The following is an 18,933-nucleotide window of genomic DNA, read 5'->3' as shown; positions in this document are numbered from 1 at the left end:
GCAAAGGAGAGGTCAATATGCAAAGAACAAAAATTTCATTTGCTATTCTGGCTGCTGTTGTAGGGCTCGGAACGCTATTGTCGGGATGTGGGAAGCAAGAAGAGGTTAAGCCGGCAGCTTCGAACAGCTCACCGTCCACGGATAACGCGTTTGCGAAAAAAATGAAAATTACGATGTTTAACCAAGGCACGTTCAACGCTGCCGCTCCGATTCCTCCACGCGATGAAGACATTCAACGGCAAATGCTGGAGAAGGCAATGAACATCGACTTGGATATGATGATTCCTCAGGCTGGGCAATCAACTACCAAACTAAATACGCTTATTGCAGGCGGGGATATCCCGGATTTGCTTTTCTTGAAGAGTCGGTCCGACCTCGCGCAATATTATGATCAAGGCGTGCTGGCGGATTTAACGCCTTATTTGGATCAGTTTCCAGAACTTAAGAAACGTTTTAGCAGCGACTCCTGGGAGGCAATGTCCTATCAAGGGAAAACCATTGGTGTTCCAGGTTATGATAATGTAAACGGTATCAGCCGAAGCTTCTTCATCCGCAACGATTGGTTGAAAAAGCTAAATATGGAAGTGCCAACGACACCTGACGAGTTGTTTGAAGTGATGAAAGCCTTTACAGAGAAAGATCCGGATGGAAACGGCAAAAAGGATACGTACGGCTTCATCGGCGGTATGAATAAAGAGGGCAGCCTGCAAACCTACGGCTTCGATAGCCTGATGTGGATGTTCGGCGTCAATCCTCCATCAGCCATCGAAGTGAAAGACAATGAACCGGTATTCCTATTTATCGATCCTAAAATGAAAGAAGCGCTTGCTTACATTAATAAAATGATGGCAGCCAATGTGGTAGACCCCGATTGGGTGACGATGACCTCGCCTGACTTGTTGGACCAAAAGCTATTTAAGGGCAAAGTCGGCTTCATGATCAGGGATGCGCGCAGGCTGGAGCCGGATTATCAGCAGAAAATGAAAGAAATCAGCGGAGAGGTGCCGGAATGGATCGTGATTCCGCCGATGGTAGGCCCTTACGGCGATCAAATCGTAGAGAGAAAATCGTTCCAAGGCAATTCATGGGCGATCTCCAAGAAAGCGGATAAGGACAAAATCATTCGGATCTTGTCCATGCTAAATTACCTCTTTACGGACGAAGAAGCCTATCCGAATTTTGCATACGGAATCAAAGGGATTCATTGGGACGTAGTGGACGGCAAGATCAAAAATAAAACGTCCGAATTATCGAAGGAAATGAAAGAAAAGTACCTATGGGTCGATCATTACAGAATGCCGCGCCGTGGTGACGATGCCGAGTACTTCAGCTTCCAGAATCCTAAGACGGCAGAAGCTTTCGTGAACAATCAGCAATATGTGGGGCCAACGCTGCCTGGAAACTTATTGACCGCTGACCCTAGCGATACCTTGGCAACTGACCGTTCGCGTTTCATTAATGAAAGCTTAGTCAAATTTATGACGGGCAAAGATCCATTATCCAATTGGGACAATTTCCTCCAAACGTTGGATACCAAGTTTGATATGCAAAAATATAAGGAAACGGCAATCAAGCAATTTAAAGAAGCAGGCTTAATCAAGTAAATGAACGAAGAGAGTGGCTTATTCGTAGCCCCTCTCTTTATTGTCATTTTAATACGGACTCCAAAGGAAGATGAGCAATGCGCAGAAGAATCAGCTTGCCTTTAAAATTATTTTTTATCGTGTTTGCGTTTGTATTAGGCTGCATAATCTTGATAAGCCAATTGTCCTACCGCTATGTCCAAAAAGAAATAAGAACCAATGACATCTACTACACCAACCAAATACTCGACAAGGTCGATCAGTATTTCACCGTTAATTTTTCCTCCTTCCAGACGATCCTGTTCTCGGTCGAAACATCGGTGAAAGCTAACATTGACAATACGGAAGTCATCAAAAAGCAATTAAGAGAGCTATATGAACTCAACAGTAATTACGTCAGTAATATTTATTTGATCAAAAGCGATTTATCCATTGTAGGCGGAAGCACGCCTACCCGTATTTTCGATGAACCTTTAGCGGAAAGAGCGCCATTATTTGATGCGGCCGACAAGAATAAAAGGACGACCTTCGTCAGCGATCCTTATAAATCCAAGTATTCCGGCTGGACAGTTACAATGGTTCGCTATCTGAACGGCGCTCCGTTTCCGATGGCCATTGCGGTAGATCTGGATCTAAATGCCATTGAAGAAACCTTGTTCAAGATTAATAAACAAGAACAAATGAATTTGGCTCTGATCACCGCATCGGGTAAGATCATTGCCGGATTTTCGGAAAATAGAGGACTGCTGAATATTCAAGATCATACGTTTTCAATCGGGGAAACGTCAGCGGAACAGATTCTGGATACGGCAGAAACAAGCCTTCAACTGCATACCAAGGATGGTTTGCTGGTCTCCCTTCTGAAAAAACCGACGGAGAAATTCAATTGGACCATCATCTCCATTAACGATGAATCACGCTTGAAAGCGGCTCTGTCCAGGCTGGAAACCTATTATATTGAGATTCTAGCTGCAGGCCTTCTCTTAAGCTTGTTCATTTCCTTTTTAATTGCCAAGTATATAAGAAATCCGCTCTATTTGCTCAAAACTAAAATGAAACGGGTGGAGCAAGGCATCCTCACAACGACAATAACCATTAACCGTAATGATGAGTTCGGAGATCTCTCCCGCGCTTTCGACCGTATGCTGCAGCAAATTGTGGAATTGATTCGGCGAGCGGAGCTTCATAATGAGCTTGAGCGAAAGCTGGAGATTCAAGTGCTGCAGTCCCAAATCAACCCTCATTTTTTGTATAACACGCTTGGTTCAATCAGCAATGTTATACGTCTGGGACAAATAGAGAAAGTAGATGTGGTGATCGGGTCGCTCATTTCATTATTGGAATACGGAATAGATGACGCTTCAGAGAAAGTTTCCTTGCGTCAGGAATTACGAAACGTAGCGGACTATATTGAAATCCAGAACATCCGGTACAACAGAAACTTCCAATTGATTGAAAATATTGAAGCAGGGTTAATGGATTTTCCGGTTTTTCGAATGCTGCTGCAGCCCCTTGTGGAGAATAGCATCTTCCATGGCTATAACGGAGGCGGGATCGAGGGACCGATCACGGTTCATGCTTACTCGGAGGGCGGAATCGTCATCATAGAAGTCATTGATCTAGGCGAGGGAATCCCGGCCGATAAAATAAAGCATATTTTAACTTCTGCACCGAGTGACGTGGAAGTAAAGAGAAAAAGAATCGGCTTAAATAACATTCATGGCCGAATAAGGCTTCACTACGGAGAACAATTCGGGCTTCAAATTATTAGCATACCTAAGGAAATAACCCGTGTACGCGCTATATTCCCGACAGACTTGCTTAAAGGAGATGCATAATCGTGAGAGACTATACCTGCTTCATTGTTGATGATGAAGACCTAATTATTCAGAGATTGGAATTGTTTTTTAACGAGCTCTCCCATAGGGATAGGCGATTCGTTCTAGTGGGAAAAGCGAATAACGGGCTGGATGGGATCGAGGAAATTTTAAAGCTTAAACCGGATATCATTATATCGGATATCGTTATGCCTCGAATGGATGGAATCTCCATGATCGAGCAGCTAAAGCCGAAGCTCCCCCAAACCCAATATATCCTATTGACCGCTTACTCATCCTTTGAATACGCTCAACGTGCTATTCATGCCAACATTTTGGAGTACATTGTTAAGGTTCCGCTGAGGGAAGCGGATTTGGATCGGGCTCTATCGAAGGCGGCTGGAATTCTCAATGAGGTTAAGAAAAAGGAAGCAGAATTTCAATCGTTAAACGTATCCGTGCTAGAAAATAAATATAGAGTCCGCAAGCAATTTTTTAACGAGCTTATCCGAGGGGAAATCCCTTCCCATCGGGCATCGGACTTTGCCAATCGCATGCAGTTTCATTTCTTTCAAGCCAACTATTGCTGCTTCATCGTGGAAATGAATACGTATGAAAGTTTCCGGAACGAGTACTCAGCCGCTGATCAAAGCATTTTGAAATATGCGATAACGAATGTAATCGAAGAAACGGTGATGAATGGCGGAAGCGGCGTAGCTGCGGATCTGTCCGATAATCGATTTATTGGCTTTCTTTCCTGGGAAAATAGCCGCAGCGATATGGAAGCGGAATACGCTTGCCAATCATTGGGAGGGCAGATCGTCTCTCATTTGCAGCAATATTTAAATCAAAGGGTATCCGTCGCTTTCGGAGGCCCGCACCGAGGCTGGGAATCGATCAAACAAGCGTACACGGAAGCAAAAAATGTGAGTGAGGATTTCTATTATCATACAGACAAAGTAGTAAAAACACCGATGCATCGGTTCCACTACCATAATGACAAAAAAGCAGACTTTCAGCAGAAACTGGCTGATTTTCTTCTATGGGTGAGCCGCAAGGTTTCCAAGGAAGAGCTGGAGAATGCATTTGCCGAACTAAACCAATTTGTTACGGACCATAAAATCCATAAGTCGATTATGGCGCCGATGCTTAGAGACTTGTACAGAGACATTACCGTGAAGTTTAAATCGGGGAACAAGCTGGCCGCGGAGGCAGCAGAATTCCCCATGGACTTTATGGCATTTCAAGAACAACTTGCCTATATTTGCGACTTCACCTTCGAATATGTACACGCGGGGCAAATATTGCATCGCGCAGAAATTATGAGTGCCATGCAGTTTATAGAGAAGAATCTGAAACAACGATTGACGCTGGAGGCCATAGCCGAGGATGTGAATTTGGCACCGTCGTATTTTAGCAGCTTATTCAAAAAAACAATGAACGAAGGTGTGATCAGCTACATCAACCGTAAAAAAATCCAATTGGCTCTCGAGCTGTTAAATGTGAAGGATTATTCTTTGTTGGAATTGTGCGAGGAAGTAGGCATCGTCAATGAAGGGTACTTTTGCAAACTATTTAAAGAATATACGGGTGATACTCCCAAGCAATACCGGATAAAAATGACGCGGTACGAATCCAAATAAGGATGCGAAAAATGTATGATTTTTTCGCGAAATCATGTAAAAAAAAAAGGTTCAAAACAATTACCATGATAGGAGCATCTAATCATGGAGGTTATCAAAATGGAGCTTATAAAAGCAGATGTAACCGTCGTAGGCGGAGGTATTGCTGGGATATGCGCTGCCATTGCTGCCGCACGCCAAGGGCTGCAGGTTTCTCTTATTAATGATCGGCCGGTGCTTGGGGGCAATGCGAGCAGCGAGGTCAGGGTTCATATCAACGGCTCGGCATATCTCGGAAACAGCCCATCCTATTATGCGCGCGAGGGCGGGTTGGTGGAAGAGCTCAAGCTGAAAATCTTTCACTATAATCCGTTATACAACAAGAAGCTTATGCTTTCGCTATCGGATACGGTCTTATTGGATATGGTTTATGCTGAGCCTAACATTTCCCTATTCCTGAATACATGCGTGCATGAAACGGGCATGGAGAACGGCAGAATTCAATGGGTGGACGGCCTTCAACTCGCTTCCGAAAGAAAATTTCGTTTTGCAAGCCGAACCTTCATCGATTGCTCAGGCGATGGCATTGTCGGATATCAAGCAGGCGCTCACTTCCGATGGGGAAGAGAGGCGAAGCATGAATATAACGAGGAGCTGGCTCCTGAGGTGGCGGACCATTACACCATGGGCGATACGATTCTGTTTCAAGCCCGTGACGTAGACTATTCCGTTCCTTACAAAAGGCCTGGCTTTGCGTATGATATTACGAAGCTGCCTTTTTTTGATAGTATCCGAAAAGGCTTAAACCATCGGTCTTTTCCAAGGAAAATCAACGGGCTTGGCGGATTGTGGTGGCTGGAATACGGCGGACATATGGATATTATCAAAAATAATGAAGACATCGCCTTGGAACTGCGGAAATTGGTGTACGGGATTTGGGATTATATCAAAAATAGCGGCGAGTTTGATGATGTGGACAATCTCATCTTGGATTATGTATGCCCGATACCGGGGAAGCGGGAGTCAAGGCGGTTTATAGGGGAGCACATGCTGTCGCAGAACGATCTTACAGCAAAGCCTCATTTCGAGGATGCAGTATCCGTCGGAGGTTGGTATATGGATCTGCATGCGAATAAAGGCATCTACGATGAGGGGCCGGCTACAGCATGGAATTTCGTGCCGGGATTGTACAATCTCCCTTTCCGCAGCTTGTATTCACGCAATATTCCTAATCTCATGTTCGCTGGCCGCAATATAAGCGCTACCCATGTGGCTTTCGGATCTACAAGGGTCATGGCAACCTGCGGTTGTATGGGGCAGGCGGTAGGAACGGCTGCTGCGTTATGCTTGAAATACGACGCAGACCCCGCGGACATAGTCAAAGCCCATATGGGCGAGCTTCAGGCACAGCTGCTTCGGGACGGGCAAACGATTGTGGGGCTTCAAGAGGAGTTGGATCCTTATTTCGCCGACGGATTAACGATTCGTGCCTCGTCTCAGCGCAGCTATGATAATTTTCATCCAACCGAAGAGATTTCCTTGGAGAAAGCATTGTGTTTGGTTTTGCCGATTCAGACATCCATGGCTGAAAGCGTGCGGATCAAAATTAAAAATAGGTCCGAGCAAGCGGAAACTTTGCAGGTGAAGCTGTTTGGCGGGGAGCGGAAGGAGAACTATATTCCCTCCAGCGAGCTGAACGATTACCGCTTAGTTATAGCAGCAGGTCACGATGACTGGATTACGCTGGATCTCGGCTGCAAAAAGCCGGCTGACGACAAAATCTACATCGTACTGGAAGGTGCGGCGAGCCTTACCGTATACGGCAACGAAGAGAGGTTGACAGGAGCAGTCAGCTTCCATTATAGGCCTGAAGTGCCGTCTAAGCTGAAGAAGCTGAATAAGAGCATTTGCTTCAAAGACCTATTGCCATCCCAAAATATGTATAGCCCCGAGAATGTTGTCAATGGCTTCTCCAGGCCTTATGGTCTGCCGAACGGTTGGATATCTGAACGTACTGAAGGACAGGAATGGTTGGAATTATGCTTTGCAAGCCCCAAACATGTGGAGGAAATCCATCTTGTGTTCAACTCACGGCTGGATTTGGAGCATTTCGACGATCCGATCGAGCTCCTTATCCAAGACTATGATGTGACCTTGACCTTAGAAGAAGGAAGCGAGAAAAAAATCATCGTCCGCGGAAATTATCTTACGCTGAATAAACATAAGGTGGAAACGAAACGTGTAACCCGAATCCGGATTCAATTCTGCGCAACCTATGGAACTCCTTACTATGAAGTGTTTGCCGTAAAATGCTTTGCACCGAAAATAATAAGCGAGGGCAGGTGAAGTTGCGATGAAGGAACTTTTCCCTCGAAGAGGGCTGCCGAATGTCATTTCGAAGTTGGAAAACGGGGAAAACGTGACAATCGTTTATTTTGGCGGCAGCAATACGCGTTCTCAAGGATACAGGGTCATGACGGGAGATTGGCTTCAAGGCAAGTATCCCCATGCGGAAATCCACTCAGTGAACGCAGGCATTGATGGGACAGGATCGGACCTCGGCTGCGCCCGCTTGGATACGGATGTGCTGCGTCATCAGCCCGATCTCGTGTTTGTTGAGTTTGTTGGCAACGATGGCGGCGTTTCCGAGTCGAAGGCACGGATCGAAGGGATTGTCCGTCAAATCCGCAAGCGAAGCTCATTTACCGATATTTTGTTCGTTTATACGCTGAAGGAGCGGGATGTGGCCTTATTCCAATCCGGCGAATACCAGAAGGGGGCTCTTATGCAGGAGGAAGTGGCCGATTATTACGGAATTCCTTCCATTCATCTGGGCGTAGCGGTCAGTCAGTTGGTATCCGAGGGAAAGCTCATTTTCACCTCTAGGGCAGATCAGTCCATTCCGGAAGCCGTTATTTTTACACATGATTCGGTCCATCCGACAATTCCCGAAGGGCATCAGATTTACACGGATACGATTACTAGGTCATTTGAGAAAATAAGCGAGCTTCGCGAAGATCAAGGAAGAGTGGAACATCACTTGCCCCAGAATCCATTGGTCCCGGGTAATCCTTGGGAGTATGCATCCATGCTGCCGTTGGATCGTATTGCTCTTTTTTCGGAAGGATGGTCTTACATGACCCCCGATGATTTTGCTTTAGTGCGCGAGTACAATTGGTTGTTCCCGGGCCTTTGGCGAGCAGTCGATCCAGGAGAGGCTATCACAGTGCAATTCGAGGGGACCCATATCGGGTTATTCGATATCGGAGGGCCTGATTCCGGCCGATTGAAGGTGTCGGTGGATGGAGGCGAACCCTTCCTTATCGATCGATTCACACCCTATAACGATCATAATCGAAATCAGTATGTTTTCTTGCCAGTGCTGCCGAATGGGAAACATACGGTTCGCTTTGAAATCGATAACGAGAAGACAGACAAAGCGGCCATATTTGAGACAGGCGGCAATGAACGAAGCATAGAGCATGTTCGGCAGCATCCAGCTTGGTATGATCAAACGGTCATTCAGCTTGGGAAGCTGCTAGTGGTGCAGCCGCCATTATAAATGATTTGTACACTTGGAAAACCTACAATCTATCTGACTGCAATTGAGCGGTCAATTAGGATGTAGGTTTTTTCTTGATAAGGAAAGGATATCATTTCCTTAAAATCTTATAAGAAATTGTTGAAATGAAAGAAATTTCAAGATGGGGCGACATGCTATGATAAAAACGACGGAGCAGGGTTAGCCAGCAGGATAAGGCTAATTGCTTCTTTACGATCATTCGAGCAAAGGGGGCATTATTATTTTGGAAGCGTTATCATTAAAAGGAGAGGCTGTGAGCGGTTTGGTCAAAAGGAAGCTGTTTTTCTTATTCGTTTTCATCGTGACGATAGTAGTTCCTTTCAGCCTAGCAGGAATAAGGACCGCTTATGCGGAGACCTTGCCTTATCAAACCATTATCATCGATGACGGGAGCATCACGATTAATGATGTTGTGACACCTGATGCGGGTAACGAGAACAATGGCTATTCGGCTCCCAATTGGACCACAAGCACAGGGGTGAAGGGGTATGACAATTCCAGCTCCAAATATACGAGTACAGCAGGCAGATCGATAACCTGGAATCCGCGCTTGGAAGCAGGAACGGCGAAAATATCGTTATATAAGCTTAACTGGGAGGATAAGGCAGACAGCAATGTGAAAATCGAAATCGTTCATAATGGAACGACAGATGTGCTCTATATGGATCTGAGGCCCTCATTTGGCGATCCTGCGGGATGGGTTGATTTGGGCGAGTACTATTTTTCCGGGGTTGGTGAAGAATTCGTTAAATTGACCCGGTCTACCGGCACTACGAGCACGATACTTACGCGCGCTGATGCGGTCAAATTCGAAGGGAATATTCAACAGAAAGAGCCGCATAAGACGATTATCATTGATGATGGAAGCCTTACGATTGACAATGTGGTCACCGTTGATGCAGCTAACGCGAGTAACGGGTTCTCCGCTCCTTATTGGACCACAAGCGCGGGAGTGAAGGGATACAATAATTCCAGTTCCAAATATACGGATGCCGTAGGCAGAAGCATCACATGGAATCCGCGATTGGAAGCAGGGACGGCAAAAATATCGTTCTATAAGCTTGATTGGGCGGATAAAGCAGATAGTAATGTAAAGATTGAGATTGTTCACAATGGGATTACGGATGTTTTGTTTATGGATCTTAGGCCTTCGTCGGGCCCGTCGGTTGGATGGGTGGATTTGGGGGAGTATTATTTTAGTGGCGACGATACCGAATTTGTTAGGCTGACCCGGACGCAGCCTACGACGGGCACGATTATTACCCGGGCAGATGCAGTCAAATTTGAAGGGAATATCCGGCAGCAAGCACCGCCGTTGCCCGCCTTGCGGAGCCGCACATTAACGAATCTCAGCTACACGGAAAAAGGCAGCATTGAAAATGCAAACTATAAGGCGACCTTCTATGAGGCAGCATGGGATGGAGGCAAATCTATCGTTCGTGACATGTTCTACAAGAACGAGGACACGGGAAATTGGATGCCAATCCATAATGTGGCGGAAAGGCTTGAGGAGCAATGGGTTTTATTGGATGGGAATGCAGGAAGCCGAACCAATTACTACGATACGATGAACACACGCTGGATTACATTCGACGGGATTAGTTTTCCCGACAGCCAAACGGCGGTATTAACCGATTCTATGCATGGAAGCGATTACGATTTTGAAGTGAACTGGTCCATGGCAGGGAATAAACCAGATGTTTCCTTCAACTTTACACCTCGCCGCGATGGCAATTATGTGATTGGATATCAGTCCTTCACAACAGAGCTAATCTCTGGCGTTAATGAAGTGTTAAATGGTTTCAGGTCGCATGCAAAAATGGTAGGTACGGTGGAATCAACAAGCTTGAGGGAGCTGAGCGCTCCGATGAGTCTGGTGGAGAAGAATGACGGTGCGGGAAATCCATTGACCTATGGGGTATTTGTACCTTCGGAAGAGCTTCCGGTTGAATTTGAACCGACGGGCGGCGTTACGAAACAGCGGCTTGGCATGAGCCTTGTCAACAACGAAGGCAGCGTGCAGCCGATTCTTTATGCCCCACAGCTGGGGACTTATTCGCAAATGGCCGCAGAAAGCACCTATCAATTTCATATGGGGCTAATCGCGGAGCGCGGCAACCTTTATGAGTCCTACGCGGATATTCTTCGCCATGAGTACGGTTATTCGGCATATCGGGAAAATGTCGCAGACCTGTCGCTTACCGACGCGATGTTCAATATGATCGATCTGCTTAAGGTAGAGCCGCAAGGGGACGACTCAGTTCAGTTTGTCCCGTCACCTAGCGGGTGGTGGAGCCGTGCCAAGGGCTTTATTGATATCGAAAACGAAGATAGCGTTCGAACAAGCTCGAATGCGGTTCTTCTAGGGGCTTACTATTTGACCGGGGACGATCAGCTTTACGATACGAGAGCTTTGCCGTCCGTCCAGTATGGCGTATCGCGAAATGGCATCGGTTGGTCGCCGACGCAGAAGAAAGTATACGGGGTGCCTTCGTTATGGAAAATGGCTACCCTGCCGTTCGATGTTTCAAGCGTAGCCGCTGTTAATCAGATGATGGGCACTTCGGCAGGAATTAGGGCGCTGGCAGAGGAAGAATACCTCGTACGCGATCCTGAACAGAAAGACCGAGGGCCTGTCATTCAGCCCCTCATGATGTATCGTATGACGGGAGAGGCGCAGTATTTACAGGCTGCCAAGGATGCAGCCGACAGCTACATCCTGCAGCATATCGATACTCCTGAATCCGTCAATGTGAGCAAAAATGAGTTCATTTATTATTACAGCAAGCTGTGGATGGAGATTTTGGAGCTTTACGAGGAAACTCAGGATCCCAAATATTTAAATGCCGCATACAAGGAAGCCAAACGGTATGCCACCATGTTCGTTGCCCGTCCAGTTCCTGAAGGCACCGTTACGATTCCGCAGCCCGAGACGTATAATTACGCGGAGTCGTTCCATTGGCTGGAAAGTGGGAAATACCAATATCCTCGGAGCAAGCTCCCAGAAGACGTAGCCGGAGGCGTACAAGCGGATAGTTGGCTTGTTTCTCCGAGCGGATTGACGTTTGAAGCGGGAAGTACAACCGGCTATTATCGGATGAATGCCCAGGAAGCCCCATTCATGCTGAGATTGTCGCTCTATACAGGTGATAAACTGCTGCAGGATATCGCTCATAATGCGGTTATTGGACGGTATTCCAGCTATCCGGGTTATTACTATAAGGGCTTTGCCGTCAGCCAACTTGAACCGGATTTCCCTTTGGAAGGACCAAGCGGGGCTACATCCATCTATTATCACCATATACCGGGGCAGCTCGGGCAAACGATGGATTATTTGATCAGTGAACAATCCTTGAAATCGAACGGGAGCATTGCCTTTCCTTCCGTATTCGAAACGAATTTTTTATGGTTTAAATATCACCTTTATGGCAATAAACCAGGTCATTTCTACGGCAATTCCGACGTTTGGCTCTGGATGCCCAAGGGGATTATCCAGACGAACGATCCTCAATTAAACTGGATAACGGGAGAGAGCGGGGATAAATTTTATATCGGGCTAAGCAATTCATCGTCCGATGAAGTTCAGACTTCGATTGAACTGAATGCGCAAATCATTGGGTTCAACCCGGCACAGGATTATACCGTAACCATCATCCGAGATAATGGCACGCCAGAGCAAGCGCTTATGAGTGGCGGAAGCATACAAGCTACGGTATCGAGCAAGGGAATAACCGCTATTATCGTAGAGGGACTTAATATTGACGTGCCGCTGCATCAGGTAAGAACGGCCGATTCATCGGATGCAAGCTATTTCTTCGATATCCATAGTCCAATCGATGCGGTTAAAGGCATGCTGATCGTAAAGCCTGACGAAACTGTTTATGATGCTTATGTGCAAGCAAAAACGACCAAACCGGCGACAATCCATTATTCCTTGGATGGCGGGGCTACGTATACGACCATCCCGGATACGATATATCCGATGGAATGGTCGATTCGGGTGAACGATTTATCCGAAACCTTCACTTATTACGTGGAATCGGACGGGAAACAGACCCGCAAGCGGACACTCTATCTGTCTGATCAGGTAACGGCAGCTCCAGTCCAACCCGATTGGCAGGATGGTTCGTCTATCATTGTGGATAATACGGAGGCGGAGACAGAAGGAGCCTGGATAAGAGATACGACGGCTAACGATTATTACTATGATAATTATGTGTATGCCAAATCGACGGCCGGCACAGCTACAAGCAAAATCATGTGGCGGCCGGAGCTGCCGGAAAGCGTGACTTACAGTGTGTATTACAAGCTTCCGCAAATAACCGCTGCGAGTGAAAATTGGGCAACGAATGCCTCATTTACCGTTTATTATAGCGGGGGCTCCGAAACGGTTACCGTTGATGAGACAACGGCGAAAGGCACTTGGGTGCACCTAGGCGATTATCCTTTTGCTGCAGGCGATAGCGGGTATGTGGAGCTAACCAATAAGGCCAACAAGTCGCGGGTAGTTGCCGATGCAATCATGTGGGTGGACCCGAATAGTATGCCGCAATTGGAGTCTGCGGTGATCCTGTCCGATCGGAACGAGCTCCAGATGACTCAAACCGCACAATTGAGCGTAACCGGCTATTTGGATAACGGTCTGATCGGTGATCTGACACAGGCCAATGTGCAGTATTTCGTTGATCGTACGGATCTGGCTGAAGTGGACACCAGCGGCAGCTTGACCCTTCTACATCTCGATGGGGAAACGGATCACATTGAGGTATGGGCCACGGTCACGCTTGACGGAGTGACCTTAACAACACCACCTTTGGCCATAACGATCAAAGACTTAACGGTTATCGTCGACAGTACAAATACAACGGGGCTATACACGACCGAAGGGTCTTGGAGCCAAAGCAATTTAGCCGGATACAAAATAGGGGTGAAGTCCCGCTATTCTACCGTTCAAGGATCATCAGCCACGTGGAAAGGCCAGTTCCCAGAGGGGACATATACGGTCTCCATCTACAAGCTTGTCCATACAACGGCAAACGATAATCATGTGAAAGTGGAAGTGAAGCATCAGTCGGGTACCGAGGTTACGTATATCGATGCAACAGTCGGTTCATCGGGATGGGTTAATCTAGGAACGTTCGACTTTACGGGAGACGGGAGCGAGTATGTTCGCTTAACCAGAGTTACTCCTACAACGGTTGACCCGCCAACGCTTCCTGCCGATATGATCTATACGAGGGTTGATGCTGTCAAGTTCGAACGGCATTCCGTTAGTCCCGAGCTGCTTGCGAATGAGGCTCCAGTTAACGAATAAAAGTGGTGTTGCGTCAGGCTTACATTGCAAAATAACCTTAAAAGCCGAGTGGATGGGAACGATCCGCTCGGCTTTTTCCTTGCTGCACGAAGGTTATCCTGTGCAACTATTAGTAAGCAACATAAACCTGAATATCTTGATCATAATTGCCGAACTGCTTGCCGAACATGCTGAGGCCGCCGCTGTGCGCCGCCGTTTCCGGCGCGCTAATGCGGAACCGGATATCCTCGCCGATGCTTAAGTTGAGATCGTTTACCGCAGTGTCGGACATGCGGATGCCGTCGATAAAGGCTCCTTCCGAGTCGACGGTGATTTGCTTTAGCAGCCCATGCTGGGTCCCGAGATCCCACCATTCTGGCGTATAGACACCTCTTACGGCTCCAAAGTCGCCTGGGCATGTCCAGGTACCGAGACATCTGTCGTTGATGTAGAAGGAAAGATCAGAGGGCCAATTTTCGTTGTAATGAGGCGCTTCCGAGCAGATTTCAAGCGAGATGGACAAGCTTCTAACGGTTTGTTTGCCAACTAAGTAATTAGGAATGCGGTATTCAATAAAGCCGCTGCCAAACCAGAGATGGCTCGCCTTCACATGCTCGGGGTCGGAGAAATAACGGGGATCGTCGACCATGCCGATAATTTTGGTGCTAGACGCAAGTCCGCAGGTTGGCTTGACCTCGTAATTTGAATATTGCCCGATCGGAATCGAAACGGCGTAGCGGTTTTGATCGGGCTTTTCTTTCACTCGAAATTGCAGTGTCGCCGAATCCAGCGTGAGATGGCAAATTTTTTGCCTACCTCTAGTGCTTGGCACGCTTTCCGTCGTAACGATCGCTGCTTCTTCAAGCTTTTGAATATGCTTGGTGACGATCGCCGATGATATGCCGAGCGCCTCTGCCAGATCCTTGATGTTCATTGGTTTATGATTTAATAGCTCGATCATCTTGATTCTTGTTTCTGATGCGAAGCATTCAAGAAATTTGAGATTGCGGCTGTTTACCTCAATGTTCATGCGACTAGAGTCCTCATTCCGTTTGGTTTCTTTTAGTATATAACCCAAAAGTTAATGATACAATGTTTAGGTTCACTATAGTTGCAGCAAACATGCTGTACAGGCTGCCTTACAACAAAAAGAAGCCCCGCACAGTCGATATGACTTTGCGGGGCTTCTTTGGCTGCCATTACTTAGTAAAGTGAAATCGTTAATGTATCACGCTCGAAATAGGAGTGAAGCGTTGCTTCGCTGCCAACAATCTCTACGCTGATTAAAGATTTAAGACAGGTTTTCAAAGCGTTTTTGCCAGTGGTCAGCTTGCGGTTAAGAACGGTAGACAGTTTTTCAATGGCTTGTTTATTCGTATCGGTTAAGTAGACGGGTATCGTTTTATTTTGGAACATCAGCATCGTTTTCATGGTATGGTCCTCCATCCCGTTAAGGATTTTTTTATAGTGTAAAGTATTTTTTTTATAGTGTAACTGACAATTATTAAATAATTCTTAAAATTCGGTGAGAATTTGGTTACAAAGCTGTAACTTTTGGCAAAAAGGCTTACTGCGGCTGCATGTTAACCCGTTATCCCCGGCGTTCTGGCACGTCCACCTGTTTTTTTCGGAACTGGGAAGGTGTACATTTCATCATTTTGCGAAATACTTTAACGAAGTAACTGATGTGATCGAAACCGACATCTAGCGCTACGGCTGATATTTTGAGCTCGGGCTTCAGCAGCAGCTCGGTAGCTTGCCTGATCCTGTACGCGTTTAAGTATTCAATAGGCGTCTGCCTTGTCATCGTCTTAAAGAAGCGGCAAAATTGTCCTTCGCTCATGGGAATCTGGTCGGCGATTTCAGAGATGCGAACCGGACGGTGAAAATTTTGCTGCATATAGACAATGGCTTTCTTCAGCCTGTCGATTTTGGTCGTATCGGCCATGCTTGCCTCTGTGCGGTTGCAGAAGCAGCCTTGCTCCGCGATTTCTTGGAGCATCAGATACAAACGTCCCTTAACGGCAAGCTCCAGGCCGAGAGGCTGGCTCTCATAAGCTTTCATGATGCATTGCAAATGCTGGAGCAGGGCAGTTCCCCATTCGGTGTCCGGAGTAATATGCCTTGGAAACGTACGTTTCTTATCCTGCAGGGGGGAGATAAAACGCTCCTGCGCAGCATCATAACTAGCACTTGCGAGCATATGGGTATCGAACACGATGGCGCAAAAAGAGCAGGCTTCGTCTCCAAGGGCATGGCCCGCGTGGATATCGCCGCCGTCGATAAATACCGCCTCGCCCGCTCGTACGGGAAAATAATCGGTATCAACCTGAAACAGCACTTCGCCTTCAAGCACGTAAAAAAATTCGGCTTCTGCATGCCAGTGGCAATCCAGCACAGGTATGCCCGCCTCCGGATGCTTAATCCAATAGGCGGCAAGCGGGAACATATTGTCGCCATGCAGACGGTCTTCCTTCAATGAATGACGAGTGGTTTGATCCATTTGTTACAGCCTCCTGCGCAGGTATCGTTAGGTTTGGCTTTCATCAGAGGCAGATCGTCAAAATAGTGCTATAGATGAGCATTATTCTGTTAGATTAGTTCGATTAATTATCAGTATAATGCAATTATGAAGGATTGCAAATAAAACAAAACAGGAAGGTTGGTTCAGTCCATGAAATTTACAGACGGCAACTGGCTCATTCGTGATGAATACAAAGTATTAGGAGCGGTACAGGTTCATGATTTTGAACAAAGAGACGGCAAGCTGACGGCATACGCATCGCCGCAGCCGATCGTTAACCGGTCAAATATGCTCGATACGATGCTGCTGACGGTTCATTTCCATTCTCCATTACCAGGCATTATTGGAGTTAAGCTTGTGCATCACGCTGGCGTTGCGGAACGAGGACCTGCATTCGAGCTGTCCCAAGCGACAGGCAACCACGTTATAATAGAAGAAAATGAAAACGAAGCTGTGCTGACCAGCGGCAATCTAAGCGTTCATATTCGCAAAGGTCCGGTTTGGGCGGTTGATTTCTACCGCGGCGGCGAACGCATTACAGGCAGCACGCAAAAATCGATGGCTTACATTAAAGAAGACAACGGGAATACGTTTATGCGCGAAGAGCTGGATATTGGCGTAGGCGAGTGGGTCTATGGTCTAGGCGAACGCTTTACGCCATTTGTAAGAAACGGACAAGTCGTAGACCTATGGAACAAAGATGGCGGCACAAGCTCCGAGCAAGCCTACAAAAACATTCCCTTCTACATTACAAACAAAGGATATGGCGTATTCGTCAATCATCCTGAGCTTGTTTCGTTCGAAATTGCATCGGAAAAAGTTAAAAAAGCACAATTTAGCGTGGCTGGCGAATCGCTTGAATATTTCATCATCGACGGCCCAAGCATGAAGGAAGTGCTTAACCGTTACACCGATTTGACGGGCAAGCCATCCCTGCCGCCGGCATGGACATTCGGATTATGGCTGACGACATCCTTTACAACGAACTACGATGAAGAAACCGTTAATTCATTCGTTGACGGCATGGCGGAACGAGACCTGCCGCTGCACGTCTTCCACTTCGATTGCTTCTGGATGCGCGAGTTCCACTGGACGGATTTCAAATGGGATGAGCGCGTGTTCCCGGATCCGGTTGGCATGCTGACTCGCTTGAAAGAAAAAGGGCTGAAAATTTGCGTTTGGATCAATCCTTACATCGCACAGCGTTCGCGCTTGTTCGAAGAAGGAAAGCAAAACGGCTACTTGGTCAAAAAACCAAACGGAGACGTATGGCAGTGGGACCTATGGCAGCCAGGCATGTCTCTTGTTGACTTCACCAATCCGGCTGCTTGCGATTGGTACGCAAGCTACTTGCGCGAGCTTGTAGATATGGGCGTCGACAGCTTCAAAACGGACTTCGGCGAGCGCATCCCTACGGATGTAGTTTATTTTGACGGCTCTGATCCGATGAAAATGCACAATTACTACACGCAGCTCTACAATAAAGTTGTATTTGAAGTGCTTGAAGAGAAGCTTGGCAAGAACGAGGCAGCTCTGTTCGCGCGTTCGGCTACGGCTGGCGGCCAAAAGTTCCCTGTTCACTGGGGCGGGGATTGCTACGCGGATTATGAATCGATGGCAGAGAGTCTGCGCGGCGGCTTGTCGCTCGGGATTTCCGGCTTCGGTTTCTGGAGCCACGATATCGGCGGCTTTGAGAATACGGCACCTGAGCATGTATTCAAGCGCTGGCTTGCCTTCGGCTTGTTATCGAGCCACAGCCGTCTGCATGGCAGCAAATCGTACCGGGTGCCTTGGGCTTACGATACAGAAGCCGTAGATGTGACGCGTTTCTTCACGAAGCTGAAATGCCGCATTATGCCTTACTTGTTCAATACAGCCGTTCAGGCAACCGAATTTGGTTTGCCTTCGATGCGTGCCATGGTACTTGAATTCCCTGAAGATCCGACTAGCGAAATTTTGGACCGTCAATACATGCTTGGAGACTCCTTGCTTGTCGCTCCTATATTTAATGAGCAAGGCAATGTTACGTATTACTTGCCAGCCGGCAAATGGACGCACTTGCTGACGGGCGAGGTGGTAGAAGGCGGTTCATGGCGCAAGGAGAAATATGATTTCTTCAGCTTGCCTTTGTTCGTTCGTCCGAACTCGATTATCGCATTGGGCGCTAATGACATACGTCCGGACTACGATTACGCGGACGGCGTATTGCTAGAGCTTCATAACTTGGAGGATGGCAAAACAGCAGAAACTCTTGTGCGTAACGTAAAAGGCGCGACAGAGCTTACCGTATCCGCAAGCCGCGAAGGAAATGCGATTTCTGTGAAGGTGGACGGAAGCAGCAAACCATTCTCGTTTGGCATTAAAGGGCATGGCGACATCATTTCCGTAGATGGCGTAAATGCTGAAGTGAATGGGAATGTGATTAAGCTCTCACCAAGCTCAAAATCATTGGCGTTTACGATTCATATCTAAATGACAGGGTAGAGCAGCTCTGCGGAGGCCGAAGGTTGG

Annotated in this window: 10 protein-coding genes; 7 read left to right on the top strand and 3 right to left on the bottom strand. The window is 47.2% G+C overall.

The genetic code is table 11. The features are described from left to right. Positions 1-17 precede the first annotated feature (17 nt). From FJQ58_RS07875 to FJQ58_RS07850, 6 genes are all read left to right on the top strand, one after another. Positions 18-1,604: an extracellular solute-binding protein gene (locus FJQ58_RS07875; protein ID WP_139992037.1), complete on the top strand. Its 1,587-nt coding sequence runs from the start codon at positions 18-20 to the stop codon at positions 1,602-1,604. Between the two features lie 77 nt (positions 1,605-1,681). Continuing rightward, complete coding sequence (locus tag FJQ58_RS07870; protein WP_139992035.1) at positions 1,682-3,421, top strand: sensor histidine kinase; 1,740 nt, start codon at positions 1,682-1,684, stop codon at positions 3,419-3,421. A 2-nt stretch (positions 3,422-3,423) separates the two neighbouring features. Further along, positions 3,424-5,043 carry a response regulator gene (locus FJQ58_RS07865; protein ID WP_238403889.1) on the top strand — a complete coding sequence of 540 codons (1,620 nt, stop codon included), beginning with the start codon at positions 3,424-3,426 and terminating at the stop codon, positions 5,041-5,043. An 84-nt stretch (positions 5,044-5,127) separates the two neighbouring features. Further along, a complete protein-coding gene (locus FJQ58_RS07860) occupies positions 5,128-7,368 on the top strand; it encodes an FAD-dependent oxidoreductase (protein ID WP_202915231.1) in 2,241 nt (746 codons plus the stop codon). Positions 7,369-7,375: 7 nt separating this feature from the next. Then, a complete protein-coding gene (locus tag FJQ58_RS07855) occupies positions 7,376-8,584 on the top strand; it encodes an SGNH/GDSL hydrolase family protein (protein ID WP_139992029.1) in 1,209 nt (402 codons plus the stop codon). 244 nt (positions 8,585-8,828) lie between these two features. Beyond that, entirely contained in the window at positions 8,829-13,919 is a 5,091-nt protein-coding gene (locus tag FJQ58_RS07850) for a golvesin C-terminal-like domain-containing protein (RefSeq protein ID WP_139992027.1), read from the top strand. Between the two features lie 109 nt (positions 13,920-14,028). Here FJQ58_RS07850 and FJQ58_RS07845 read toward each other — a convergent pair whose 3' ends face one another. The 3 genes from FJQ58_RS07845 to FJQ58_RS07835 all read right to left on the bottom strand — a co-directional run bounded on the left by FJQ58_RS07845 (position 14,029) and on the right by FJQ58_RS07835 (position 16,401). Beyond that, the gene (locus FJQ58_RS07845; protein WP_139992024.1) at positions 14,029-14,928 is read right to left on the bottom strand and encodes an ArsR/SmtB family transcription factor; all 900 of its coding nucleotides are present in this window, start codon (positions 14,926-14,928) and stop codon (positions 14,029-14,031) included. Between the two features lie 173 nt (positions 14,929-15,101). Further along, positions 15,102-15,329 carry a 3-dehydroquinate dehydratase gene (locus FJQ58_RS07840; protein ID WP_138754710.1) on the bottom strand — a complete coding sequence of 76 codons (228 nt, stop codon included), beginning with the start codon at positions 15,327-15,329 and terminating at the stop codon, positions 15,102-15,104. A 160-nt stretch (positions 15,330-15,489) separates the two neighbouring features. Continuing rightward, complete coding sequence (locus FJQ58_RS07835) at positions 15,490-16,401, bottom strand: AraC family transcriptional regulator (RefSeq protein ID WP_139992021.1); 912 nt, start codon at positions 16,399-16,401, stop codon at positions 15,490-15,492. Positions 16,402-16,572: 171 nt separating this feature from the next. On the opposite strand from FJQ58_RS07835, the gene yicI reads away from it, so the two are divergent. Next, positions 16,573-18,894, top strand: a complete 2,322-nt coding sequence (gene yicI / locus FJQ58_RS07830; RefSeq protein ID WP_139992018.1) for an alpha-xylosidase — start codon at positions 16,573-16,575, stop codon at positions 18,892-18,894. Positions 18,895-18,933 lie beyond the last annotated feature (39 nt).

Source organism: Paenibacillus paridis (assembly GCF_006345825.1).
Taxonomy (GTDB): Bacteria; Bacillota; Bacilli; order Paenibacillales; family Paenibacillaceae; genus Pristimantibacillus; species Pristimantibacillus paridis.
This window is presented reverse-complemented; position numbering and strand designations above follow the sequence as displayed.